Here is a 24,121-nt window from a genome sequence, read left to right as displayed (position 1 = left end):
TGAGTGGTTGTCCGGCGCGGTTGTACGAGCCACCGAACATCTCGGGGCTGGGGTTCGAACCGGAGTTGGCCGAATTCCTGCGCGATGAGCCGGTAGCCCGGATCCGGATGCGGTTCGGCGAGGGCGAGGCGTGGTTGGTGACGAGGTACGAGGACGTCAAGTTCGTGACCTCGGATCCGCGGTTCAGCCGGAAGGCCGTCGCGGGGTGGCCATTTCCGAAGATGACCAAGCACTACCTGCCGATGGATCGGGCGTTGAGCTTCGCTGATCCGCCGGAGCACGCGCGGATTCGGCGGGTGGTGGCGAAGGCGTTCGCACCGCGCGCGGTCGAGCTGTTGCGCGGCCGCGCAGAGCAAGTGGTGTCCGAGCGGGTGGATGCGTTGGTGGCGGCGGGGCGGCCTGCAGATCTCGTGGAGCACGTGACGTCGCCGTTCCCGATGGCGATGATCGGTGAGGTGCTGGGTGTGCCGGTGGCCGATCGGCCGTGGTTGGTCGAGTGCGCGACGACGCTGATGCGGGTGGCGCAGGACCAGGGCGAGGTCGATCGGGCTTATCAGGTGCGGGCTGCGGTGTACGAGTACATCCACGAGCTGGTCGAGCGTCGTCGGGTGCAGCCGCGTGATGATCTGGCGTCGGTGCTGGCCGAAGCGCGTGAGCGTGGTGAGCTCGATGATGAGGAATTGGGCGGGTCGGCGATTCTGATCGCGTTGAACGGGTGGCACGCGGTTCGCTGCAACAGTTCCTGCATGGTGTACGTGCTGCTGACGGACGTGCGGCTGCGGGAGCGCTTGCTGGCCGACCGGGCGCTGATTCCTCGGGCTGTGGAGGAATTGCTGCGTTTCATCCCGCACAAGCGGGGCATCGGTCAGCCGCGGGTTGCGCTGGAGGACGTGGAGATCCAGGGGGTTCGGATCCGGGCCGGTGAGGTCGTGTACGTCTCCTACGTGACGGCGAACTGGGATCCAGCGGTGTTTCCGGATCCGGAGCGGATTGATCTCGACCGGGTGGAGGTGCCGCACCTGGCGTTCGGTCATGGTCCGCACTACTGCGTGGGTCCGCTGTTGGCTCGGATGGAGGCGCAGGTGCTGTTGGAGGTGTTGTTGTCGCGGTTGCCGGACCTGCGGTTGGCGGTGGCGCCGCAGGAAGTTGCCTGGCAGCGGGATGTGCTGATCCGGACACCGGTGGCGTTGCCGGTGATGTGGTGATCGGGCGGAGGTGTGTCGAGTGACCGGTTTGGTGGTCCCGCCGGGGCGGGGCAAGCGCATCGTCACCGGGGCGCAGGAGGTGACGTTCAAGGTGACGGGGGCGCACTCGCGGGCGTCGTCGAGTTTCGAGGTGGTGGTTCCGCCGGGGTTCGACGTAGGTGCGCACGTGCATGCCAGCAGCGAGGAGTTGTTCTACGTGCTGGAAGGTGAGCTGGATCTGCTGGCGTTCGAGCCGGTGGTGCGCAGTGGTGATGGTTGGCGGGATTGGGAGAGCGACGCCGGTGACCGGGTTTACCGCGCGGGCCCGGGCAGCGTGATGTTCGTGCCACCGGGGTGCCCGCACGCTTTCGCCAATCCGGGTCCCGAACCGGCGAAGATGTTCTTCCAGTCGTCGCCGCCGTCGCACCACGAGCAGTACTTCGAGGATTTGCTGGAGATCCTGGAGGCACCAGGTGGGGTGGATCATGCTGCGGTGGCTGATCTTCGGAAGCGCTATGACATCGATCAGTTGACTCCGCTGCGGTTCGATTCCTGATGTGCGGCTGCACCGGGCGGGCCGCGGTCGAGTCGGCCTCTCCCCTGCTTCCTGGTTCAGGCGTGCAGGCCGTAGAAGTGGATCGGTGAGTTCGGTTTGAATCCCATTCGGGCGTACACGGGAGCTCCGGCGGGTGTTGCGTGCAGGGTTGCTCGGGTCAGGCCGGTTGCTTTGGCTGCTTCGTGGAGCGCTTTTCGCGTTGCCGCCGCGCCGTAGCCCCTGCGTTGCCATCGCGGATCGGTCGCGACGAGCAGGACGAAGAGGCGACCGTCGGCTTCCGTCGCCGCCGCGCAGGTCACCGGAACGTCGTTGTGCAGGCCGAGGTAGGCGTGCACCTGGTTCTTCCACAACGCGGAGCCGGTCAGGCCGTCGCGGCCGGCCGACAGCGGGAATCCTTGGGCGCGTGAGTTGAGGTCGGCGTAGTCGCGCAGCTGGGATTCGGTGCGCACTCGCACGAACGTCAGGTCGGGGTGCTCGGGTTCGGGCAGGGGTAGCGGGTCTGCGGCCATGCCTGTTCCTGTGAAGGCGTGCTGGAGTCCTGCCTTCTCGGCCGCTGAGCTCAGCGCTGTGCGGGCGTCGTCGGCGAGGAGGTCTTCGAAGATCGCGACCAGGCCGGGGAACCGCTTGGCGCGCATGATGTCCGCGGCGTGTTCCAGGCGTTCTGCGACGCACGCCGCGTTCGCGTCGATGTCGGTCAGCGTGATGCAGTTCCAGAGCGGGAACTGGGAATCAGCCCAGCGCACGGCGATTCCCGGGACGTCTCGGGTATCGCCGTGCGGGTTGTGGTCGAGCACCAACGGGCGCCAGGACGCGGCGAGCTGGTGCATGGATTCGATCGAGTCCGCCGGGATGGGCACCGGGCCTCCTGGGGCAGCTGGTCGGTGTTGACGGGGGCTTTCCCGTGCGGTCGGACCGCTTTGTTCCGACCGCCCTCCGATTCTGCCGTAGTGACCTGATGTACGATTATGGTCACTACGACGTGGAGGTGCCATGCCCCGTGCGACCATTCCCGACCGTGCGAACGTGATCCTGGACCAGGCGCGCGCGATCGTCCTGGAGAAGGGCTACCAGCACACCACCATCGCCGAGATCGCCCGCCGCGCGGGAGTCGGCAAGGGGGCGGTCTACCTGGACTTCCCCTCCAAGGAGGCGTTGCTGGACGCCTTGCTCGTCCGCTCCGCGCGGGCGCTGACGCAGGTGGTGCGCGACCGGGTGGACGGCAGTGCGCTGCCGGTGTCGCTGTCGGCGGTCTACCGCTTCGGGCTGGAGGCGCTGCTGGGTGATGAGCTCATGCTCGCCTGCTATCTGGCCGATGACGGTGCGCTGGGCGGCTACCTGCGGGAGAAGGGGCCGCAGCGGTACCGGCCGCGGATGGAGTGGTTGTCGGACTACGTCGCCGAGCTGAGCCGGGCGGGGCTGCTGCGCGCTGATCTGGATCCGGCGGCGGCCTCGTTGGTGATGTCGGTGTTCGCCGTGGGTCTGGCGAACGCGTCGGCGACGGTGGGTGCGCTGACCGGTGAGCAGTTGGGCCGGGCCGTGGAGCTGATGGCCGGGTTGGTCTCCGCCGGGTGGGAGGTGGGCGGTGACGGTGATCCGGAGGCCGCGCACCGGGCTCATTCGCGGTTGCTGGACTTGCTCGCCGACCAGGTGGGAGAAGCATGAGCACCGGTGTTTTCGCTGATCACCAGGACGTCGACCTGCCGCAGGGGCCGTTGCGGGTGTACCAGGCGGGGCCGGCGGGTGCGCCGTGCGTGGTGCTGTTGCACGGGGCGATGCTGGACACCGCGGAGCTGACCTGGCGGCACCTGATGCCGGCGCTGGCCCGGGATCGGCGCGTGGTGGCGGTGGACATGCCGCGGCACGGCGGGTCGCGGCCGTGGGAGGGGTTGCTGGACCAGGCGCGGATGGAGCGGGTCGTCGAGGAGCTGCTGGATCACCTCGGCGTCTCCCGCGCTGTGCTGGTGGGGCTGTCGATGGGCGGTGGGGTCGGCATCGGCTACGCGTTGGCGCGTCCGGAGCGGGTCGCGGGGCTCGTGGCGATCAACCCGGGCGGGCTGGACGACAAGCGGCCGCTGCAGTTGCTGACGTGGTTGTCGTTGCAGTGCTCTCCCCTGCTGCGCTGGTCGATGCGGTGGGCGGCTTCGCCGTCGGTGCTGCGGCGCTCGATGCTCCGGACGTTCGCCCGGGGCGAGGGAACGCGGGATCTCGGGGTGCTGATGGAGTTGATCGGGGCCGAGGCGCGGCGCCGGGTCGAGCACGGCGAACGTGCGTTGGACGACTGGCAGATCGCTGCTTACGGGCCGCGGCGGATGCGGCTCAACCACATCCCGGAGCTGCCGCGACTGCGGGTTCCGTCGTTGTGGGTGCACGGGCGGGAGGACGCGTTGGTGGGCCGGGCGGTGATGCGGCGAGCCGTGGCGGCGGCTCCGGGGGCGGTGCTGGCCGAGATCGGTGGTGCTGGGCACCTGGCGCCGCTGGATCAGCCTGATGAGGTGGCCGCGGCGATCACGTCCTTCCTGGACGGGCTGGACCGGGCCGCGGGCGGCTGTGATCGGGATCATGGTTGAGGTTGACCTCGGGTCAGGGTGGAAGCTCGGCGCAGCGGCAGCGCGCCGCCACCACCGAGACGAAGGAACGCGCCATGTCCATCAGCTTTTCCGGCCAGGACCACGACGAGCCCACCACCGCTGCCGGGCGGGCGCTGCGGAGGGCCATCGAGGAGATCGTCGAATCCGGTTTCACCGGGGTGTCGCTGCGGGTGCGCGATGAGCGGGGCGAGTGGGTGGGCAGCGCCGGGGCGGCGGAGCTGGGCGGGTCGGTGGCACCGCCGGTCGACGGGCACGTCCGGATCGGCAGCAGCACCAAGACCTTCACCGCTGTTGTGGTGCTGCAGCTGGTCGCTGAGGGCCGGATCGGGCTGGACGACCCGGTGGCCGATCAGCTGCCCGGGTTCGGGCTGGACGGGCGGATCACGGTGCGGATGCTGCTGCAGCACACCAGCGGGCTGTTCAACTTCACCGGTGAGGTCTACGAGGACGGGTCGGTCGTGCAGGCGATCCCGATCCCCTACGGCAGCACGGGCCGGGAGTGGCTGGCGGAGCGGTTCCGCACCTGGCGGCCGGAGGAGCTGGTGCGGGAAGGGCTGTCCCGGCCGGCGCGGTTCGAGCCGGGGGCGGGCTGGAGCTACTCCAACACCAACTACGTGCTGGCCCGCCTGCTGGTCGAGCAGGTCTCCGGCTGCCCGATCAGCGTGGAGACGCGGCGGCGGATCCTGGATCCGCTGGGGCTGTCGGGCACGGTGGTGCCCGGTGCCTCGGCGGAGATCCCCGAGCCGTGCGCCCGTGCCTACTACCGCTACGAGGAGTCCGGTGAGCTGCGGACGGTCGACGTCACCCGGCAGAACCCGTCGTGGGTCTCCGCCGGTGGCGACATGATCTCGACGACCCGGGACCTGTGCACGTTCTTCTCGGCGCTCAACGGTGGTGGGCTCCTGCCTGCTGAGCTGCTGGCCGAGATGCGCGCTCCGCGACCGACGGGCCTCCCGGACGCGAATTACGGCTTGGGGGTGTTCGTCGATGATGGTGGCACCGTCATCTCGCACAACGGGGCCAGCGTGGGGCACTCGGTGCTGATGTGCAGCTCGGTCGACGGCGGCACGACGTTGTCCGCCGCGCTGAACTACGTGGACGATGAGCCGCTGTCCATCGGGGCGGCGTTCGTCGAGGCTCAGCGCAGGCTCGTCGACGAGGTGTTCGGGGGCTGAGCGGATGAGCGACGGGGTCACGATCGGGCAGGCGGCGGCCTTCGTGGGCGTCACGGTGAAGACGGTTCGGCACTACCACAAGCTGGGGCTGGTCGCGGAGCCGGAGCGCGATGGTTCCGGTTACCGGCGGTACGGGTCGGCGGAGCTGTTGCGGCTGGTGCGGGTCCGGACGCTGGCGGGTGCCGGGGTGCCGCTGGCGGAGATCGGGTTCCTGCTCGATGCCGATGCCGAGGTGTTCGCCGCGGCGTTGGCCGATGTCGATCGGCAGTTGACCGAGCGGATCGAGGAGCTGGTGGCGCGGCGGGAGGTGCTGCACCGGCTGGCCGATGGTGACCGGGCGTTGCTGCCCGATCGTGCTGTGGCGCTGCTGGCGCGGATGCCCGGGCTCGGGTTGCCCGCGGCGGAGGTGGCGGCGACCAGGGAGGGGTGGGTGCTGGCCAGGGCGCTGGTCCCGGAAGGGTTCGACGACTACCTCGACCACGTGGAGCAGGCGCTCGGCGATGCGCGGTTCGTCGCTCTGTTCCGGCGCGGGGTCGAGGCGATGGAGTGGGAGCCGGACGATCCGCGCATCGGTGAGCTCGTCACCGCTTTCGTCGAGCACTGCCTCGCCAATCCCGTGCTGCTGAAGATCGTGACCGGTCTGCAAGCTCGTTCGGAGGCCGCGACCCGGTACCGGCTGGTCGCCCACCACGGTGACGACCGGGGGTCGGGGGCGGCCAGGCTGGTGGCGCTGGTGGAGACCGAGCTGCGCTCGGCCGGGATTCGCGTGCCCGGGGCGGGTTAGGGGCGTGCGTCCAGGACGGCTTGGGTCTGGGTGGTGTGGCCGATGCGGCGGCCGGTGGTGTCGAGCAGTTCGGTCTGCACGGTGATGCTGGTGCGGCCGATGTGCAGTGGGCGGCTCACCGCGTGCAGGGTGCCTTCGCGCAGGGCGCGGAAGAAGTTCGTCTTGGATTCGGTGGTGGCGGTGCCCGCGCCTTCGGGCAGGTTGAGGAAGGCGCAGATCGCTCCGGCGGCGTCGGCCAGGGTCATGACCGCTCCCCCGTGCAGCACGCCTCCCGCGGTGCAGTGCTGGGGTGCCCAGTCCAGGTGGGCGCGGACTTCGTGCGGGGTGGCGTCGGTGAGGCGCACGCCGATGGCTTCGGCGAAGGGCATCAGGGCGATCAGCTGCTGGTGGTCGGTGGTCACGGTGCCCCTTCGGTGAGCAGGGTGATGGCGGCGGTGACGAGTTCGGCGTTGTCGGTGGCGATCTGGCCGTTGGGCAGCGCGAGGGTGTCTTCCAGGCCGATGCGGGTGTTCAGGCCGTGGCGGGCTGCTGCGGCCAGCACCGGCCAGGCTCCGGCGGCTTGGCCGTGCAGCAGGATCGGGGCGGGTGCCGGGCGCAGCCGGGTCAGCAGGGTTTCGGCGGTGGCCGCCGCGCCGCGGGCGGTGCGGTCGGTGACTTCGGCGAGCACGCGCAGGACGCGGAGGCGGTGTGGTGAGTTGCGGAACTGCTGGTCGGCGTCGGTGCCGGAGTGGATGCCCGCTTCGATGCCGATGCCGCGTTCGAGCAGGGCCGCGGCGATGTCGTCGGCTCCGGGTTCGTGCCAGTTGACCGAGGCGTGGTCGGGCAGCACGGTCCAGGCTCGGATGGCGCGGACGCGGGCGGTGGCATCCGGTGCGGTCCAGGCTCCGGTGGTGATGCCGACGGGGATGCCGGGGGTGGCGGCTCGCACCGCGCGCAGGGTGGCGGCGACCAGGTGCGGGTCGAGGCTGTCGGTGCCGTCGGGGGCTTTGGGGTGCAGGTGGATGTCGGTGGCTCCGGCGGCCACGGCGTCGGCGGCGGCTTTGGCCAGTTCTTCCGGGTGCACGGGCAGGTGGAAGTGCTCTCGCGGTGACCGGGCGCCGTTGAGGCAGACCTGCAGCATGGCCTCGATTCTCCCCTGGTGGGATGCGCGGGCGGTAGTTGGCGAGAGCGTTTCGTGATCATCGCGTGGTGCTGTCCCACCATCGGTGGCTGCCGGTTAGCGTGGGTGGGGTGTTGAGCAAGCGGATCCTGCGGGGTGTGGCCGCCGGGGAGATCAGCGAGGCCTATCTGCGGTGGCCTTCGCAGCTGGCCGAGGCGGGCACCCGGTTGAGCACAGCGGTGGGGTTGATCGGTGTCGGTGAGGTCAGCCGGGTCGATCCCGAGCAGCTCACCGATGATGATGCGCGGCGTGCGGGTTTCGGTTCGGCGGCGGGATTGCGGGCCTCGTTGGCCAAGCGCGGCCGGGGTGAGGTCTACCGGCTCGCGCTCACCTTCGAGGGGCCGGGGCGGCCGGTGGCCGAGGCGGTGGTGCTGGGTGGGCGTGAGCGGGCGGTGATCGATCAGCAGCTGGCGCGGCTGGACGTTTCGGCTCCGCGCGGGCCGTGGACGCGGCAGGTGCTGGAGGTGTTGCGGCGGCAGCCCGGTATCCGGGCCGGTGAGCTCGCCGTGGAGCGGAATCGTCCGGCGTCGCGCTGCAAGTCCGATGTGTGGCAGTTGCGGGAGCTGGGGCTGGTGGAGCCGGTGGGCGTGGGGTTCGGTCTTTCGGCGCGCGGTCGTTCGTACCTGGAGGGCGGCGATTAGCGGGTTGGCCCGTGCGGGTGAATGCCGCTGATTCCGGTCGGGCCGGGGTCTGGGGTCGGTAGGCTGTGGCGCGCTCGGCGGCGCTGGGGGAACCGTGTTGGGACAGCAGGTGCGTGGAGCGCAGGTTCCGGAAAGCGGTGGGAGGCGGGCGCTGCGGATCATCGCGGCGGTGTTCCTGCCGTGGTCCACCGCGAAGTTCCTGCTCAAACCCGGGGTCGGGCAGCTGCCTCGGGACCGGTTGCTGGATCGTCTCGGGTTCTGGCGCGCGGCGACCGGTTTGCTGGTGGTCGTCGTCGCCAGCGGCGCCTACCTCTCCCCGCTGGACGTTCTGAGCAACGTGCAGGCCAAGACCCAGCTCACCGCGGGGTACGCGCTGGCCGGGATCCCGCTGGTGTTCCTGGTGGTGCTCGCGGTGACCCGGTCGGTTCACCGTCGCCGGTTCGTCGCCTCGGTGCCGCGGTTGTTGCGGCGGGTGGGAATCGGGCTGGCCTGCTGCTTCGTGCCGTTGGTGGGCGTTTTCGCCTTCGTCGGCAGCTTCTCCCTGCTCGACGGCAACGGTGACGGCCAGATCACCGGGGTGTGGGGGCTGGTGGCGTTCCTGCTGGCCGTGCCCGGGTTCTTCACCGTGGTCCCGTGGTGCGCGGTGTTCTTCGCGTGCACGGTGTACTGGTTGGCGCGGACGGGTTTCTGCCTCGGCGAGCTGCATCCGCTGCTGGCGCCGGTGGGGTCGGTGGGGCTGGCGCTGGTGGTCAGCGTTCGGGAGGTCTACCTGTGGAACACCGAGGGTGTGCCTGCGGTGTTGTGGTTGGGGCTCAACATCGGCGGGTTGCTCTCCACGTTGGTGCTGGGGTTCTTCGAGTTCCGGCACCTGCGTGCGGGTGGTCATCGGTTCCGGGAGGGGCCGGATCCGGTCAGCGTGGGCGGATGATGCCGCGTTGCAGTGCGGTGGTGATGGCCGCGGTGCGGTTGTCGACGTCGAGCTTGTCGTAGATGTGCACCAGGTGGGTCTTGACGGTGGCTTCGCTGATGAACAGGGCTTTGGACAGGGCGCGGTTGGACAGGCCCTGGGCGAGCAGTTGCAGGATCTCCACTTCGCGCGGGCTCAGGGCCGGTTGGGGGCGGCGCAGGTGGCCGAGCAGGCGGGCTGCGACGCCGGGGGCCAGTGCGGTCTGGCCTCGGGCGGCCAGTTGCACGGCTTGGCAGAGCTCGTCGGGTGGGGCGTCTTTGAGCATGTAGCCGGTGGCGCCGGCTTCGACGGCGGCGAGGATGTCGGCGTCGGAGTCGTAGGTGGTGAGCACGAGCACCGGTGGGCCGCAGTCGGCGGTGATGCGGTGGGTGGCGGTGACGCCGTCCATGCCGGTGGGCATCTGCAGGTCCATCAGGACGATGTCGACGTCGGTGCCGGTGAGGGCGTCCAGGGCGGCTTGGCCGTCGGCGGCTTCGGCGACCACGGTCATGTCGGGGCGGTCGTCGAACATCGCGCGCAGGCCGCGGCGCACCACGGGGTGGTCGTCGACGAGCAGGATGCGCAGCGGGTCGGCCATCACCGGATCTCCTCGGGGGTCAGGGGCAGCCGGATGGCCACCGCGGTGCCGTCGCCGGGTGCGGATTCCACCGCCATCGATCCGCCCAGTGCGGTGATGCGTTCGCGCAGGCCGGTCAGCCCGTAGCCGCTGCCGTCGGGGGCCGGGCGCGCGGTGGTGGGGTCGAAGCCGGTGCCGTCGTCGTAGATGTCGAGGGTGACTTCGGTGTCGAGGTAGCCGAGGGTGACCACGGTGGTGGTGGCGCGGGCGTGGCGGGTGACGTTGGACAGGCTGGTCTGGGCGGCGCGCAGCAGCGCCACCTCGTAGCTGGAGGGCAGTGCCACCGGTGCGCCGTTGGTGAGCAGTCGGCAGTCGGTTCCGGTTTCGCGGGCGGTGTTCTGGCACAGCCGGTCCAGGGCTTGTGGGAGGCCTGCGTCGCTGAGCGAGGGTGGGCGCAGGTCGCGGACGAAGCGGCGGGCTTCGTCGAGGTTGTCGGCGGCGGTGCGGTGGGCTTCGGTGATGCGGGCGCGGGCCTTGTCGGCGTCGGGCGGCAGGGCGGTTTCGGCGGCGCGCAGCAGCAGGATGATGCTGGAGAGGCCTTGGGCGAGGGTGTCGTGGATTTCGCGGGCGAGGCGTTCGCGTTCGGCGGCGACGCCGGCCTGGTGCTGGGTGGTGGCCAGTTCGGCGCGGGTGCGGGTGAGGTCGTCGATGAGGGCTTGGCGGCGCTGGTTCTCGGCGTAGATGGCGGCGTATCCCCAGGTGATGATGACGGCGACGCCGGCGCCGATGATGGGGCCGAGCACCATGCCCACGCTCCAGGCACCGGTGCGCCAGCCCTGGGCGGTCACCACGAGTGCGGTCACCACGACCACGGCGACCAGGGCGTGCAGTCCGCGCAGCAGGTGCAGGTGCAGGAAGAACAGCGGGAAGGCCAGCCAGGAGAAGTCCGGGCTGATGGCCAGCAGCGCGGCCCAGACCGCGGTGACGGCGGCCAGCCAGCTCATCGCCAGCCACCGGCGGTGCAGGGCGTGGCGCACGACGGCGCCGAAGCAGTAGACGACCGTGAGCAGTGCTGCGCCTGCCGCGGCCAGCCAGCCGGTCGCCCCGGTGGGGTGGGTCAGCCAGACCCGTGCGGTGGCGATGGCCAGCAGCAGCAGGAAGCCGGCGTGGAAGGCCAGGCGCACCAGCCGCAGGACGGCGACCAGTCCGGGTGAGGAGGACGTCTCGGACATCGTGGACACCTTAGTTGCCGTGCCGGGTTCCTCCTGGGCGGCGGCGCGGCTGGCCGGTGGAGTGCTCACCAGGACCTTTCTAGCCATCGCCGGGGCGGGTCGGCATCGTTCGTTCGGTTGAGTTCGGGCTGCACCCGGTGGCGGTGGGAAATCGATCGGCGCTGCGATGGCAGCGGTGCCCGCGGCGGCGAGGCTGGAAGGCGCAATCGACCACGACCGGAAAGCAGAGCACTCGTGTTCCTCGCCATCCGCGACATCCGCTTCGCCAAGGGGCGGTTCGCGCTCATGGGATCGGTGGTCGGGCTGATCACGCTGTTGATCGTGCTGTTGTCGGGACTGACCGCGGGCCTGGCCCACCAGTCCACTTCGGCGATCACGCAGCTGCCCGCCACCCACATCGCCTTCGGGGCCGCCGACGGGCAGGCCCCGGAGAAGTCCTTCGCCGATTCCTCGGTCACCGCCGAGCAGCTGGCGGCCTACCGCGCCGCGCCCGGGGTGCGGTGGGCCGTGCCGCTGGGCATCACCCAGACCCGGCTGGACACCCCGGCCGGTGGTGCTTCGGCCACGGTGTTCGGGGTGACCGCCGAAGCGGGCTTGTCCCCCGCTGTCGTCGTACCGGGTGAGCTGGTGATCAGCCGGGAGCTGGCCGAGGAGGCCGGGCTGGCGGTGGGCCAGCGGGTGCAGGCCGGTGTCGAGGAGTTGCGGATCGGCGGGATCGTCGAGGACTCCTACTACAGCCACACCCCGGTGGCCTGGACGGCGCTGGAGACGTGGTCGCAGCTGCGGCCGCCCCGCGCGGATGCCGCGGTGGCCACCGTGATCGCCGCCGACCTCGCCGATCCGGCCGCTGCCGATGCGGCGGCCGGGACCGCTTCGGAGACGCTGTCGGGCAGTTTGGCGGGCATCGGCTCCTACTCCTCGGAGAACGGGTCGCTGCTGATGATGCAGAGCCTGCTGTACGCGATCTCGGCGCTGGTGATCGGTGCGTTCATGACCGTGTGGACCATCCAGCGCAGCGGTGACATCGCGGTGCTCAAGGCCCTGGGCGGGGCGACCGGGTACCTGTTGCGCGATGCGCTGGCCCAGTCGGTGGTCGTGCTGCTGCTGGGCGCGGGTCTCGGTGGTGCGGTGGGTGTCGGGCTGGGGGCGCTGGCCTCGCAGGTCGTGCCGTTCCAGCTCACCGCCGCCACGACCGTGCTGCCGGTGGCGCTGATGATCGTGCTGGGCATGATCGGCGCCGCGCTGGCGGTGCGGCGCATCACCTCCGTCGACCCGTTGACCGCGCTGGGAGCTGCCCGATGAGTCTCGTCCTGACCGATCTGCGTTTGACCTACCCCGATGGTGATCGGGTGCTGACCGCCCTGGACGGGGTGAGCTTGGAGGTGGCCGCCGGGCAGCTGGTGGCCGTGGTGGGGCCGTCGGGGTCGGGCAAGTCCAGCCTGCTGGCGGTGGCCGCGACGCTGCTGCGCCCGGATTCCGGGCGGGTGCTCGTCGGCGGGGTCGACACCGGGGACCTGTCGGCGGCGCAGCGGGCCCGGCTGCGGTTGGACAAGGTCGGCATCGTCTTCCAGCAGCCCAACCTGCTGCCGTCGTTGACGGCCGCCGAGCAGTTGCTGGCGGCGCACCACATGCGCGGCGGATCGGTGCGCCGGCAGCGACGTGCCGCGGCCGAGCTGCTGGCCACGGTCGGTCTGGACGGCAAGCAGCACCGGCGTCCGCACCAGCTCTCCGGTGGGGAGCGGCAGCGGGTGAACATCGCTCGTGCGCTCAGCGGCCGGCCCGCGGTGCTGCTGGTCGACGAGCCGACCGCGGCGCTCGACCACGACCGCGGCGCGCAGATCGTGGAGCTGCTGGCCGAGGTCACCCGGCAGCACCAGGTCGCCACCGTGATGGTCACCCACGACACGGAGTACCTGGATCAGGTCGACGACGTCGTGGAGATGCGCGACGGGCGGTTGAGCGCGCTCAGCGCCCGGCGCTGACCGTCCCGGCAGTTTTCGCGCAGCAGCCAACGTGCGGTGGAGTCCTGGCCACTCGAGGTCGAGCGGTCAGGACTCCGCGCTCTGGCCGTTCCACCGTTCGCGCTGGTCAGCCCACCGCCACGACACTGCTAGGTGACCGCCGCCCCTGCGATGCACCATGATCGGTGCTGTGAACCCGGTCCCAGGGGACGACGCCCGCGCGGTGAACAACTCCGTCACCGGGCGGACGTTCGGCCACATCGTCCAAGCCCGCGACATCCACGGTGGCATCGCGTTCCACCAGCACGTGCACGAGCAGCCGCCCGTCGAGTTCCCGCTCCGGTTCGGCCGGGTGCCGCCGCGCGCGGACGGCTTCGTCGGCCGGGAGGTCGCCACCGACCTCGTGCGGGCCCTGGACGGGACCGGTGCGGCGGTGCTCACCTCCCATGCCGCGACCACCGGTGTGCTTTCCGGCCTGGGTGGCGTGGGCAAGACCCAGTTGGCGGTCGACCACATGGAGCGGATGTGGGCCGCAGGCGTCCTTGACCTGGTGGTGTGGGTGACCGCGACGTCCAGAGAGGCGGTCGTCGGTGACTTCGCCCGCATCGCCGCCCGGTTGACCGGTCAGGAGGACGCCGACTCCGAGGTCGGTGCGGGCCGGCTGCTGGATTGGCTGGCGAGCACGCGGCGACGCTGGCTGGTGGTGCTGGACGACCTGCGCGTGCCGGGCGACCTCTCCGGGTTGTGGCCGTCGGCCACGCCGACCGGGCGTGTGCTGGTGACCACACGGCGCCGTGACGCCGCCCTGCGCGGCAGCGGCCGGCAGCTGATCGACATCGGCCTGTTCACGCCCGAGGAGTCGCTGGCCTACCTGACCGGCAAGCTCGCCGACCGGCCGCGCTCGGCCGAAGGTGCGGCCGAGCTGGCCGATGCCCTCGGCCACCTACCGCTGGCCCTGGCCCAGGCAGCGGCTTACCTCCTCGACCGCGGCATGACCTGCGCCCAGTACCTCGACCGCTTCCTCGACCGGCGGCGCGACTTCGCGACCCTGCTGCCCGAGCCCGGCGCGCTGCCCGACGAGCACCGCGACACCGTGGCGGTGACCTGGTCGCTGTCGATCGAGCTGGCCGACCGGCTCGCCCCCGAGGGGTTGGCGCGTCCCCTGCTGGACCTGGCCTGTCTGCTCGACCCCAACGGCATCCCCACCGCCGTGTTCACCAGTTCCGCCGTGCTGGAGCACCTGTCCGCCGCGGTCCGCCCGCCCGCCTCCGGCCTGGGTCGGCTCAAGACCCTGTTCTCCCGCGGCGCCGCGCCCGCGGTGGATGCGGAACGAGCGCTGGACGGCCTCGGCTGCTTGCACCGGCTCAACCTCGTGACCGTCGACCTGGCGGTGCCGCACCTGGGCGTCCGCGTGCACGCCCTCGTGCAGCGCGCCACGCGGGACCGGCTCGCCGACCGCGACCTCAGCACGCTGGGCCGGGCAGCGGCCATGGCGCTGTGGGAGGTCTGGCCGCGCGACGGTGGTCGAGCCGACCTCGTCGCCGCACTGCGGGCCAACACCAACGTCCTGGAGCAGACCGCCGAGGACAGCCTCTGGTGGCCGTACTCGCACGCGGTCATGATCGACGCTGGCGACAGCCTGGGCAGGAGCGGGCAGGCGGCAGCGGCCACCGCGTACTACCGGCGCCTCTGCGACACCGCGGAGCGCCACTACGGCGTCGGCCACAGCAACACGTGGGTCTTCCGCAACCGGCTGGCCGAGTGGCTCGGCGAGACCGGTGACGCGGCGGGAGCCCTCGCGATCGCCGAGCAACTGGTGGCCGACGCGGAGGCGACTCCCGGCGCCGACCCGGACGCCGTGCTCGACTTCCGGCATGGCCTGGCTCGACGGCGCGGTGACGCGGGGGACGTGCGCGGGGCCATCGCCCTGCTCGGCGACGTGCTGGCCGAGGCGGCGCGGATGCGCGGACACCGGGATCCCTCGGTCCTGGCGATCCGCACGGGTCTGGCACGCCTGCGCGGCACGGGCGGTGACGCTGTCGGCGCCGTCGCTGCGTTGCGGGAGTTGCTGCCCGAGGCCGAGGAGGTGCTGGGCACCGCAGACCTGCGGACCACCGCCATGCGGGGCACCCTGGCGTACTGGCAGGCGCAGGTCGGGGAGGTCTCGCAGGCCGTGGCGGCCTACGCGGAGTTGGTGGAGGTCCACTCCCGGCAGAGCGGTCCCGACCACCCGGACACGTTGATGGCCCGCGGCAACCTGGCCCACCGGCGGGCCCAGCTCGGCGAGGTGGGCGCGGCCGTCACCGAGTTCGAGGCGCTGCTGGAGGACTGCCTGCGGGCTCTCGGCGCCGACGACCCCGTCACCCTCGGCACTCGCAACAACCTCGCGTACTGGCGCGGTGCCGCGGGTGACCCGGCTCGGGCGGCCCAGGAGTTCGGTGACCTCCTCCAAGACCGCCTGCGCGTCAACGGCCCGGACCACCCCGCCACCCTGACCGCCCGCTACAACCTGGTCCGCTGGCGCGGCGAGGCCGGTGACCCCGGGGCACTGCCCGACCTGCGTTCGCTGCTGGCCGATCAGGTGCGGGTCTTCGGAGAGGACCATCCCGACGTCCAGCGGACCAGGGAGCGGTTGGACCTGTGGGGCGGGACCGACCCGGGGAGCACCGCTCGGTAGCACCCCGGGGCCGCCGCGCGCCTGAGGACGGCGGTCAGTAGTGGGTGCCCATCGCTTCGCGCACTTCGGCCAGGGTGGTCTCGGCCAGTGCGTTGGCCGCGGCGTTGCCTTCGCGCAGGACCGCGCGCAAGTACGGGCGGTCGCCCGCCAGTTCGCTTCGCCGGGCGCGCAGCGGCGCCAGGTGTTCGTTGACCGCTTCGGTGACCACCTTCTTGAGCAGCGCCGCGCCACCGGAGCCGATCTCCTGCGCCAGCTCATGGGGATCGCGGTCGCTGCACAGGCCCGCCAGCAGCAGGAGGCTGGAGACCTCCGGGCGGGTGTGCGGGTCGTAGGTGATGTGGCGCTGGGAGTCGGTCTTGGCGCCGCGGATCTGCCGGGCGGTCTCATCGGCGGTGGCCGAGAGCAGGATCGCGTTGCCGCGGCTCTTGCTCATCTTCGTGCCGTCGGTGCCCAGCAGCAGCGGGGCCGGGGACAGCAGTGCCTCGGGCTGCGGGAACAGCGGCCGGTAGCGGTCGTTGAAGCGGCGCGCGATGGTGCGGGTCAGCTCCAGGTGCGGCAGCTGGTCCTGACCCACCGGCACCAGGTTGGCCTTGCTGAAGAGGATGTCGGCGGCCTGGTGGGCGGGATAGGTGAACATCAGGCCGCTGACCGCGCTCTGCCGGGAGTGCGCGATCTCGTCCTTGACCGTCGGGTTGCGGCTCAGTTCGGCCACCGAGACCAGGCTCAGGAACGGCAGCAGCAGCTGGTTGAGCGCGGCGATGGCGCTGTGGGTGAAGATCGTGGCCCGCTGCGGGTCGATGCCCGCGGCCAGGTAGTCCAGCACCAGGTCCTCGACGTGCTGCTGCAGTTCTTCGGCGATGTCGCGGTCGGTGAGCACCTGGTAGTCGGCGATGATGACCATCAGCTCCACGCCGTGGCGCTGCAGGCGGACCCGGTTGTGCAGGGTGCCGAAGTAGTGGCCCAGGTGCAGCAGACCGGTGGGCCGGTCGCCGGTGAGCACGCGGAAGCGCTCCGGTTGCTGCTGGATCAGCTGCTCCAGCTCGGCGCTGCGGCGCACGGCGGGGGCGGTGTCGATCAGGCTGGTCATGGTTCTCCCGGTTCTCTCCGCGGGCCTCGGCCGAAGTCCCGCCGGGTCGTGGGAGAACACGAGAACGGGCCGTTCAACCGAACGGCCCGGACATGATGTCGTGCGTGAAAGCTGGCGGCCGCTCCTAACCGGAGCGCCACCATGCCTGGCACGAACTGCGAATCACCACGCCACTGTACCCGTTGCCGCGGGCTCAGCTCACGACGATCTTCATCGACGTCTCGGTGGTGGTGAAGCCGAGCTTCTCGTAGCGGTGCTGCGCCGGGTTGCCGACGGTGACCGCCAGCCCCATCACCGGCCAGCCCTGCGCCGCGGCCAGCGCCAGCGCGCGGCGCAGCAGGAGGCCGCCCAGCCCGGCGAAGGTGGTGCCGGGGCGGCGGAACACGTCGCCGATCCAGGCCGTGCCGTTGAAGTCGTTGGCCACCAGGCCCGCCACCACCTCGTCGTCGGCGTCGACCACCAGCGCGCTGCAGTCCAGCACCGGGCCCAGCACCCGCCCGCTGAGCAGCGGCTGGATCATCTCGGTCAGCAGCTGCTGGTCGCTGCCGTCGAAGGCATCGGGGTGGCCCGGCGGGTAGGCCTGCCGCTGCGCGGGCAGCAGGGCGCTGGCCGGGCGGTCGCAGGGCACCAGCCGCAGCGGTGCCTGCGGAGTGTGCCCGGCCCACTGCGGTGGTGGCGGGTCGCGGCGCAGGTCGCGGTGCATCGTGGCGGCGTGGCGCACCATGCGCGCACCGGCCAGCACCAACTGCCGCCCGAGCGCTTCGGGCACCGAGATCTGCCAGCCGGGCAGCTGCTCGGCCAGCGCCGCGAGCACGTCCGGTCCGCTGGCCTCCAGCACCTGGGCCATGCTGGGCACACCGATCACCGGCGCGTAGGACACCGTCGTGGTGCCCCGGCGCAGCACCACGACGCCGTCGGAAGCGCCGTCTTCTCGCAGCATTCGCCAAGGTCTACACCGCAAACCCCGCGCAGGCAATCGAATTCCCCCGCCACTGCGGGGAATTGACGGCGGCGACCGGTGCACTAAGATCAACAAGGCGCGGATCCGGGGGCTGTCAGCGACCCGATCGCGCCGGAGAAGAGGCCACCATGACACCCGCATCGAAGTCCACAGCGGACATCTCGCCGCCGATTGCGGGTACCACCAGCCGCAACCGAGGTCTCGGGAGGGCCACCCGGTGATCGACCCCCGCCTGCGCGACCGCGTCGCGGTGATCACCGGCGCCACCAGTCCGCTGGACGTCGGCTCGGCCATCGCCCGCGCTCTGGCCCGCCAGGGCTGCAAGATCGTGCTCGCCGAAGCCCCGCAGGCCGCAACGGCCACCGACCACGTGCGCGACGCCCTGCGCACCGACGGCGCCGACGCCGAATCCGTGGCCGTCGACCTGACCCGGCCCGAGGGCGCACCGGCGATCCTCGACCACGCCGAAGCCGCCTTCGGACCGGTGGAGATCCTCATCAACAACGCCGCGCACCGCGTGCCCGACACCTTCCAGCCCCGCCCGGTGCGCGACCTGGTCACCATCGACGCGACCGGCCTGGATGCCCACTACGCGATCAACACCCGCGCGCCCGCGCTGCTGATGGCCGAGTTCCACCGCCGCCACCTGCGCCGCAAGGCCGACTGGGGGCGCATCATCACCATCTCCGCCGACACCGCTTCCGGTGCCGCCGAGGAGATCTCCCACTCGGCCACCAAGAACGCGCTGGAATCGCTCAGCCGCGCGGCGGCCGTGGAATTCGGCCCCGCGGGCACCACCGTCAACATCATCTCCCCCGGACCGGTGCAAACCGGATGGCTCAACGAGGCCTCCAGAGCCCGCCTGGCCGAGTTCAGCCCGTTGCGCCGCATCGGCCGCCCCGACGACATCGCCGACCTGGCCGTCTTCCTCGCCTCCCACCAAGCCCGCTGGATCACCGGCCAGACCATCTACGCAGGCGGCGGCAAGCGCATGCTCTGACCCCGCCTGTCGGCGCCGAGTGCTCAAAGCGAGTTCGAACCGGACACGCCCTCGCGCACGGGCCAGAACGACGCCCTGGCCCGCATCATCTACGACGAGACGGCCGCACTCCTCGGGATCGATCCCCTCGAACGCGAGCCCGGGTCGGCGTCCAGGGCCCGACCAGTGACCTGAGACACAGGCTGTCAGGAAGTTCGCCCGTGCGGTGTCTTGTGCTCGAACCTCTCGGAGCGAAGGAGACCAGCGTGGGCGAGAAGACCGATGTGGTCGTGGTCGGCGGCGGATACGCCGGTGTGATGGCGGCCAACCGCCTGACGCAGCGCGAGGACGTGGCGGTGACCCTGATCAACCCGCGCCCGGTCTTCGTCCCGCGGCTGCGGTTGCACCAGCTGGTGGGCGGAACCCACGACGCGGTCGTCGACTACACCGACGTCCTGGCCGAAGGCGTCCGGCTCGTCGTCGACAGCGCCACGCGCATCGACGCGGCCGAGCGCAGGGTGCTGCTGGCCTCGGCCAGCATCGGCTACGACTACCTCGTCTACGCGGTGGGCAGCGGCAACGCCGCACCCCAGGTGCCGGGCGCGGCCGAGTTCGCCCATCCGGTCGCGACCTTGGAGGCGGCGCAACGGCTGCGGGAGGCGTTGTTCGACGCCCCCGCACCGGCCGCGGTGACCGTTGTCGGGGGTGGCCCGAGCGGTATCGAGACGGCCGCGGAACTCGCCGAGCGGGGGCGCGGGGTCACGCTGGTCTGCGGCGGTGAACTCGGCCCGTACCTGCACCCCAAAGCCCGGCGCACCGCCCGCAAGTACCTCGCCAGGCTCGGCGTCGATCTCCTGGAAGGCCCCGGTTCGGCGGTCGCGGAGGTGCGGCGGGACGCCGTGGAACTCCACGACGGCCGGACGCTGGCCAGCCAGGTCACCATCTGGGCGGCGGGTTTCGGGGTGCCGGATCTGGCCGCCCGCAGCGGGCTGCGCACCGACTCCGCCAGACGACTGCTCACCGACGAAACGCTGACCAGCATCGACGACGAGCGCATCGTCGCCGCGGGCGACTGCTCGGCACCATCGGACCTGCCGTTCCGGATGAGCGCCTACGCCGCGGGATGCCTCGGGGCGCACGCCGCCGACACGGTGCTGCACCGCATCGCCGGACAGCACCCGGCACCGGTCGACCTGGCCTTCCCCGCCATGTGCATCAGCTTCGGCCGCAACGCCGGGATCTTCCAGCTCGGACGCAAGGACGACACCGCGCTGCCGCTCTACTTCCCCGGGTTCGCGGGCAAGGCGCTCAAGGAGGCTTCCTGTCGAGCCAGCGTCAAGCACCTGGTGACCGAGGCGCGCAAGCCCGGCGCGCACCACTGGCCCAAGGACGGAAAGCACCGACCTGCGCAGCTGGCGGCCCAGACGGCACCGATCGCCTAGGCACCGCGCTGCGCGCAGCGCGACGATATCGGCGGAGAGGACACCATGGACACCACGCACGAACCCGGTGATCAGGCGACCGAAGCGTTCCTCGCGCACCGCAGCCTGCTGTTCACCGTCGCCTACGAGATGCTCGGATCGGTGGCCGACGCCGAGGACGTCCTGCAGGAGACCTGGCTGCGCTGGAGCGCCGTCGACACCGCCGGCATCGGCGAACCCCGCGCCTACCTGGTCCGGATCACCACCCGCCAGGCGCTCAACCGGTTGCGGACGCTCAAGCGCCGCAGGGAGTCCTACGTGGGCTCCTGGCTGCCGGAACCGCTGCTGACCACACCGGACGTGGCCACCGACGTCGAACTCGCCGAGAGCGTGTCGATGGCGCTGATGCTCGTCCTGGAGACCCTGACCCCGACCGAACGGGCGGTGTTCGTCCTGCGCGAAGCATTCGGCATCGACTACGACGAGATCGCCACCGCCGTCGGCAAGACCCGCGCCGCCGTGCACCAGATCGCCCACCGCGCCCGCAAGCACGTCGAAGCCCGCCAGCCCCGCCACACCGTCACCGCACGCCAAGCCCGCGAGGCCGCCACGGCCTTCCGGCACGCGCTGGAAACGCGGGACCTGCAAGGCCTGCTCGACGTGCTCGCACCCGACGTCGTCGCGATCAGCGACGGAGGCGGCATCAAGCAGGCCACCCCGCGTCCGGTCACCGGCGCCGAGAAGGTGGCCCGCTTCATCGTCGGCGGCCTCACCAAGCACGACGTCACCCTCACCGCCGAGCCGACCACGATCAACGGCAGCCCCGCCCTGGCCCTGCACGTCGACGGCGAACTCGACGGGATCATGGCGCTGCGCGTCGAAGACACCCGCATCACCGGCCTCTACTACGTCCGCAACCCGCAGAAGCTGACCCGCCTCGAAGCCGAAACCCCGCTCACCCTGCGATGAGTACCCAACTGCTGGGCCCGGCCGACCGGGTTCAGGCCCGGAAGCCCCGGTGGCGTTCGGCCAGGCGGGATCGCAGCGGCGCGTAGTCGTGGTCCGGGAACAACCTCGGGAAGACCTCGAGCATGAGCTTGGCGAACCGCCCGACGACCTCGAAGTCTTCATATTCGTCCAGCCGGACGTCGGCGAACAGGAACTGCCAGCCGTAGGTTCCCTTGGTGATGCGCAACGCCTCGAGATAGCCGGGGTAATCGAGGTCCAACCGGTGCAGGCCCTTGGTCGTGGTGTCGAACCACAGCTCGGGATCGGTCACGCCCGGCCGGATCCGCAGCATCGACAGGTTGCCGATCCCGCCCCACGGTGTGCCGTCGAAGCTGCGCAGCTCGCGGTAGAACCGCAGTTCCTCAGGGGTGGGATCGGGATCGAAGGTGGGATCGAACCAGCGCGTCTCCAGCGAGCCCGAGCGGATCGCCTGGTGGATGTTGGTCAGGTGGAACTCCCCAGCGAAGAGGGATTCCTCGTCGTACTCGGGATCGCGGACGCTCCAGGCCGCCCCGAGATCGGAGAAGCGCAGGTGGCACTGCTTCAGCGAGGCATCCAGCGCGATGCCCTCGCGCTCGGCGAGCTCGCCGAAAACCCGGTCGGCGTCCTCGGATCCGCGCAGTTCGCCCTCCTCGACTTCGGTCACCCTGATCTCCGGGCAGCCGCGCAGTTCCTCCAGCACACCAAGCCACGTCGTCTCGTACGCGGTCAGCTCGGTCATCATCGGTTCCTCACCTCGAGTGGCACCGTAAGCGCGCCCGACGACGGCCTCCGGATGATCAACAGGTGCGACGTGGCGCACCGGCGATCGGTTCCCTCTCACATGCGGGGCGCGGCGGTGGAATCGCGCACCACCAGGTGGTGTTCGGTGGTGCGGCGGCGGGGCCGGGCGGAGGGTTCTTTGAGGGCCAGCAGCAGGGCCTGCTCGCCCATGGCCGTCATCGGCAGGCGCACCGTGGTCAGCGCCGGGGACAGGTGCTCGGCCACCGCCACGTCGTCGAAACCGGCCACCGACACCTCTCTCGGCACCGCCACACCGCGGGAGCGCAGCGCGGCCAGCGCGCCGATGGCCATGTCGTCGTTGAGCGCGATCACCGCCGTGGTCCGCGGGTGCTCGTCGAGGATCCGCAGCGTGGCGCGGGTTCCGCCGTCGCGGGTGAAGGCCTCCTCGACCACCGGCAGCTCCGCCAGCCGCAAACCCGCCGCGCTCAGGGCTTCCTCAGCGCCGGCCAGCCGGTCGGCGACCGTGGTCAGCGCCACCGGGCCCACCGCGAAGGCGATGCGGCGGTGGCCCAGCGAGAGCACGTGCTCGGTGATCGACCGGCCGCCGGCGAGGTTGTCGGGCAGCACCGCATCGGTGCCCAGGTGGTGGCGGCCGATGACCGCGACGCGGCCCCCGGCGGTCTGGAAGTCCTGCAGCTCCCGCTTGACCGGTGCCTGCACCCGGGCCTCGACGAACCCCGACCCGGAGATCACGATCGCCCGCACCCGGTTGGCGATCAGCGCGCGCACCTGCAGCAGCTCGGCATCCGGGTCGCGGCCGGTGTGGCCGATCTGCACCGTCAGCCCCCGCTGCGCGGCCACCCGCAGCACACCGCTGGCGATCTCGGTGAAGTAGGGGTCGCCGATCTCGTGCACCAGCAGACCGACCCCGGTGCTGGTGCCACCGGCCAGGGTGCGGGCGTGCACGTTGGCCACGTAACCCAGCTCGGCGGCCACCTCCCGCACCCGCTGGGCGATCTCCTCGCTGACCCCCGCGGCACCTGAGAGCGCCCGCGAGGCCGCCGCGATCGACACCCCCGCCGCCTGTGCGACATCGACCAGCCGCGGTCTCGCGCGCTGCGCCATCAGGGTCTCCTCTCCCCGTCACGGGCAGTGACCCTTGTCACTGCGATCATCGGTACCTATTCTGCCGTAAGCGCTTACGAAAGCGCTTACGACATGCCCCCAACGACGGGTGGATCATGAAAACTCAACACGGCCCCCGATTCGCGGCACTGCTGGCCGCCGCCTCGCTGGCCCTCACCGGCTGCCTCAGCGCCGGTTCCCAAGCGGGCCAGGACACCATCCGCATCGGCATCTCACTCCCCCTGACCGGCGACTTCTCCGAACCCGGCAAAGGCGTGCGCCGCGGCTACGAAGCCTGGGCCGAGCACGTCAACTCCCGCGGCGGACTGCTCGGCCGCCAGGTCGAACTGCGCATCCTCGACGACCAGTCCAACGCCGACCGCGTCGCCGCCGACTACGAGAAGCTGATCAACTCCGACGGCGCCGACCTCATCTTCGGCCCCTTCTCCACCCGCCTGGTCATCCCCGCCGCCCAGGTGGCCAAGGACTACGGGATGCTGTTCGTCGAACCCGCAGGCGCCGCCGAAGAGGTCTTCCAGCAAGGGTTCGACAACCTCTTCTACGCCGCACCCGCCGTGGCCGAGGACCACTACCAGCACCTCGCCGAGGCGATCCTGGCGATGCCACCGCACCAGCGCCCCGCCACCGCCGCCTACGCCGTCATGGACGACCCCTTCGCCAAGGGCACCGCCCACGGCCTGAAAACCCGCCTCGAAGCAGCCGGCGTGCGCACCGTCGCCGACGAGCAATACCCGCCCAGCACCACCGACTTCGGCTCCATCGCCGCCAAGATCGCCGACTCCGACGCCGAACTGCTCGTCGGCGGCACCCAGTACCAGGACGCGGTCAACCTCATCGTCGCGCTGCGCCAGCTCGGCCACCAACCGGCCATGGCCGCCTTCTCCACCGCACCCACCAACCCCGAATTCCCCCGCGCCATCGGCGAGCGCACCGAAGGCATCCTCTCGCCCACCGGCTACACCCCGGCCGCCCCGTACCCCTCCAACCAGGAATTCGTCGCCCACTTCCAGCAGAAGCACGGCACCGAGCCCACCGAGGACGAGGCCAACGCCTACACCACCGGCCAGGTCGTGGCCGCCGCCGTGCAGGCCGTCGGCTGCGCCGAGGCCGACCCGGACTGCCAGCGCAAGCTCATCGACTGGCTGCACACCAACACCGTCGACACCGTCGTAGGCCCGCTGAGCTGGGACGAGACCGGAAAACCCCAGGGCGCGCACCTGATCCAGCAGTACGTCGACGGCCGCATCCAGATCGTGCTGCCCGCACACGCCGCCCAGACCGCCCTCGTGCACCCGAAACCGGCGTGGTGATGCCCC

General features: G+C 71.1%; 24 protein-coding genes. 15 read left to right on the top strand and 9 right to left on the bottom strand.

Annotation, left to right across the window (positions count from 1 at the left end; all coding sequences use genetic code 11):
- The first annotated feature begins 20 nt into the window (after window positions 1-20).
- Window positions 21-1,205, top strand: coding sequence for a cytochrome P450 (locus OU416_RS15315; protein ID WP_270927626.1), 1,185 nt, complete (start codon window positions 21-23; stop codon window positions 1,203-1,205).
- 19 nt (window positions 1,206-1,224) lie between these two features.
- Window positions 1,225-1,740, top strand: a complete 516-nt coding sequence (locus OU416_RS15310) for a cupin domain-containing protein (protein WP_270927625.1) — start codon at window positions 1,225-1,227, stop codon at window positions 1,738-1,740.
- 56 nt (window positions 1,741-1,796) lie between these two features.
- On the opposite strand, the gene OU416_RS15305 is transcribed toward OU416_RS15310, so the two are convergent.
- Window positions 1,797-2,597, bottom strand: coding sequence for a GNAT family N-acetyltransferase (locus OU416_RS15305; RefSeq protein WP_270927624.1), 801 nt, complete (start codon window positions 2,595-2,597; stop codon window positions 1,797-1,799).
- Between the two features lie 133 nt (window positions 2,598-2,730).
- Between OU416_RS15305 and OU416_RS15300 the strand changes: the two genes are divergently transcribed.
- From OU416_RS15300 to OU416_RS15285, 4 genes are all read left to right on the top strand, one after another.
- The gene (locus tag OU416_RS15300; RefSeq protein ID WP_270927623.1) at window positions 2,731-3,402 is read left to right on the top strand and encodes a TetR/AcrR family transcriptional regulator; all 672 of its coding nucleotides are present in this window, start codon (window positions 2,731-2,733) and stop codon (window positions 3,400-3,402) included.
- Window positions 3,399-4,307: an alpha/beta fold hydrolase gene (locus tag OU416_RS15295; RefSeq protein ID WP_270927622.1), complete on the top strand. Its 909-nt coding sequence runs from the start codon at window positions 3,399-3,401 to the stop codon at window positions 4,305-4,307. The genes OU416_RS15300 and OU416_RS15295 overlap by 4 nt, the downstream gene beginning before the upstream one ends.
- A 74-nt stretch (window positions 4,308-4,381) precedes the next feature.
- Window positions 4,382-5,503: a serine hydrolase domain-containing protein gene (locus OU416_RS15290; RefSeq protein ID WP_270927621.1), complete on the top strand. Its 1,122-nt coding sequence runs from the start codon at window positions 4,382-4,384 to the stop codon at window positions 5,501-5,503.
- A 4-nt stretch (window positions 5,504-5,507) separates the two neighbouring features.
- Window positions 5,508-6,287: a MerR family transcriptional regulator gene (locus tag OU416_RS15285; protein ID WP_270927620.1), complete on the top strand. Its 780-nt coding sequence runs from the start codon at window positions 5,508-5,510 to the stop codon at window positions 6,285-6,287.
- Here OU416_RS15285 and OU416_RS15280 read toward each other — a convergent pair.
- Together OU416_RS15280 and OU416_RS15275 are read right to left on the bottom strand one after the other, a co-directional pair.
- Window positions 6,284-6,688 (bottom strand): PaaI family thioesterase, encoded by a 405-nt coding sequence (locus OU416_RS15280; RefSeq protein ID WP_372907200.1) that lies wholly within the window; start codon window positions 6,686-6,688, stop codon window positions 6,284-6,286. The two genes, OU416_RS15285 and OU416_RS15280, sit on opposite strands and share 4 nt — an antisense overlap.
- Window positions 6,685-7,407, bottom strand: a complete 723-nt coding sequence (locus tag OU416_RS15275; protein ID WP_270927619.1) for a 3-keto-5-aminohexanoate cleavage protein — start codon at window positions 7,405-7,407, stop codon at window positions 6,685-6,687. The genes OU416_RS15280 and OU416_RS15275 overlap by 4 nt, the downstream gene beginning before the upstream one ends.
- 110 nt (window positions 7,408-7,517) lie before the next feature.
- Here OU416_RS15275 and OU416_RS15270 point away from each other — a divergent pair, with 110 nt between their 5' ends.
- On the top strand, window positions 7,518-8,087 hold the full coding sequence (locus OU416_RS15270) for a hypothetical protein (RefSeq protein ID WP_270927618.1): 570 nt from the start codon (window positions 7,518-7,520) through the stop codon (window positions 8,085-8,087).
- 109 nt (window positions 8,088-8,196) lie between these two features.
- A complete protein-coding gene (locus OU416_RS15265) occupies window positions 8,197-9,015 on the top strand; it encodes a hypothetical protein (RefSeq protein WP_270927617.1) in 819 nt (272 codons plus the stop codon).
- Here the strand turns inward: OU416_RS15265 and OU416_RS15260 are convergent.
- The gene (locus OU416_RS15260; RefSeq protein WP_270927616.1) at window positions 8,999-9,631 is read right to left on the bottom strand and encodes a response regulator; all 633 of its coding nucleotides are present in this window, start codon (window positions 9,629-9,631) and stop codon (window positions 8,999-9,001) included. The two genes, OU416_RS15265 and OU416_RS15260, sit on opposite strands and share 17 nt — an antisense overlap.
- Window positions 9,631-10,842 (bottom strand): sensor histidine kinase, encoded by a 1,212-nt coding sequence (locus OU416_RS15255; RefSeq protein ID WP_270927615.1) that lies wholly within the window; start codon window positions 10,840-10,842, stop codon window positions 9,631-9,633. Before OU416_RS15255 ends, OU416_RS15260 begins: the two co-directional genes overlap by 1 nt.
- A gap of 234 nt (window positions 10,843-11,076) precedes the next feature.
- Here OU416_RS15255 and OU416_RS15250 point away from each other — a divergent pair, with 234 nt between their 5' ends.
- The 3 genes from OU416_RS15250 (at window position 11,077) to OU416_RS15240 (ending at window position 15,480) form a co-directional block, all read left to right on the top strand.
- The gene (locus OU416_RS15250) at window positions 11,077-12,144 is read left to right on the top strand and encodes an ABC transporter permease (protein WP_270927614.1); all 1,068 of its coding nucleotides are present in this window, start codon (window positions 11,077-11,079) and stop codon (window positions 12,142-12,144) included.
- Window positions 12,141-12,824 carry an ABC transporter ATP-binding protein gene (locus OU416_RS15245; protein ID WP_270927613.1) on the top strand — a complete coding sequence of 228 codons (684 nt, stop codon included), beginning with the start codon at window positions 12,141-12,143 and terminating at the stop codon, window positions 12,822-12,824. Before OU416_RS15250 ends, OU416_RS15245 begins: the two co-directional genes overlap by 4 nt.
- 169 nt (window positions 12,825-12,993) lie before the next feature.
- The gene (locus tag OU416_RS15240; RefSeq protein WP_270927612.1) at window positions 12,994-15,480 is read left to right on the top strand and encodes a tetratricopeptide repeat protein; all 2,487 of its coding nucleotides are present in this window, start codon (window positions 12,994-12,996) and stop codon (window positions 15,478-15,480) included.
- 34 nt (window positions 15,481-15,514) lie between these two features.
- On the opposite strand, the gene trpS is transcribed toward OU416_RS15240, so the two are convergent.
- Together trpS and OU416_RS15230 are read right to left on the bottom strand one after the other, a co-directional pair.
- Window positions 15,515-16,567: a tryptophan--tRNA ligase gene (gene trpS, locus OU416_RS15235; RefSeq protein WP_270927611.1), complete on the bottom strand. Its 1,053-nt coding sequence runs from the start codon at window positions 16,565-16,567 to the stop codon at window positions 15,515-15,517.
- Window positions 16,568-16,760: 193 nt separating this feature from the next.
- Window positions 16,761-17,507, bottom strand: coding sequence for a GNAT family N-acetyltransferase (locus tag OU416_RS15230; RefSeq protein ID WP_270927610.1), 747 nt, complete (start codon window positions 17,505-17,507; stop codon window positions 16,761-16,763).
- A 238-nt stretch (window positions 17,508-17,745) separates the two neighbouring features.
- Between OU416_RS15230 and OU416_RS15225 the strand changes: the two genes are divergently transcribed.
- From OU416_RS15225 to OU416_RS15215, 3 genes are all read left to right on the top strand, one after another.
- Window positions 17,746-18,528 carry an SDR family NAD(P)-dependent oxidoreductase gene (locus tag OU416_RS15225; RefSeq protein ID WP_270927609.1) on the top strand — a complete coding sequence of 261 codons (783 nt, stop codon included), beginning with the start codon at window positions 17,746-17,748 and terminating at the stop codon, window positions 18,526-18,528.
- A 245-nt stretch (window positions 18,529-18,773) separates the two neighbouring features.
- Window positions 18,774-19,949, top strand: coding sequence for an NAD(P)/FAD-dependent oxidoreductase (locus OU416_RS15220; protein ID WP_270927608.1), 1,176 nt, complete (start codon window positions 18,774-18,776; stop codon window positions 19,947-19,949).
- Window positions 19,950-19,994: 45 nt separating this feature from the next.
- Complete coding sequence (locus OU416_RS15215; RefSeq protein WP_270927607.1) at window positions 19,995-20,897, top strand: RNA polymerase sigma-70 factor; 903 nt, start codon at window positions 19,995-19,997, stop codon at window positions 20,895-20,897.
- 31 nt (window positions 20,898-20,928) lie between these two features.
- Here OU416_RS15215 and OU416_RS15210 read toward each other — a convergent pair whose 3' ends face one another.
- Both OU416_RS15210 and OU416_RS15205 read right to left on the bottom strand, forming a co-directional pair.
- Window positions 20,929-21,657, bottom strand: coding sequence for a hypothetical protein (locus OU416_RS15210; protein ID WP_270927606.1), 729 nt, complete (start codon window positions 21,655-21,657; stop codon window positions 20,929-20,931).
- 98 nt (window positions 21,658-21,755) lie between these two features.
- Window positions 21,756-22,784, bottom strand: a complete 1,029-nt coding sequence (locus tag OU416_RS15205; RefSeq protein ID WP_270927605.1) for a LacI family DNA-binding transcriptional regulator — start codon at window positions 22,782-22,784, stop codon at window positions 21,756-21,758.
- A 116-nt stretch (window positions 22,785-22,900) separates the two neighbouring features.
- Between OU416_RS15205 and OU416_RS15200 the strand changes: the two genes are divergently transcribed.
- Window positions 22,901-24,115, top strand: coding sequence for an amino acid ABC transporter substrate-binding protein (locus tag OU416_RS15200; RefSeq protein WP_270927604.1), 1,215 nt, complete (start codon window positions 22,901-22,903; stop codon window positions 24,113-24,115).
- Window positions 24,116-24,121 lie beyond the last annotated feature (6 nt).

Source organism: Saccharopolyspora indica, from assembly GCF_027853965.1.
Classification (GTDB): Bacteria; Actinomycetota; Actinomycetes; order Mycobacteriales; family Pseudonocardiaceae; genus Saccharopolyspora; species Saccharopolyspora indica.
Note: the sequence above shows the minus strand (reverse complement) of the source record. Positions and strands in the feature narration are given on the sequence as shown.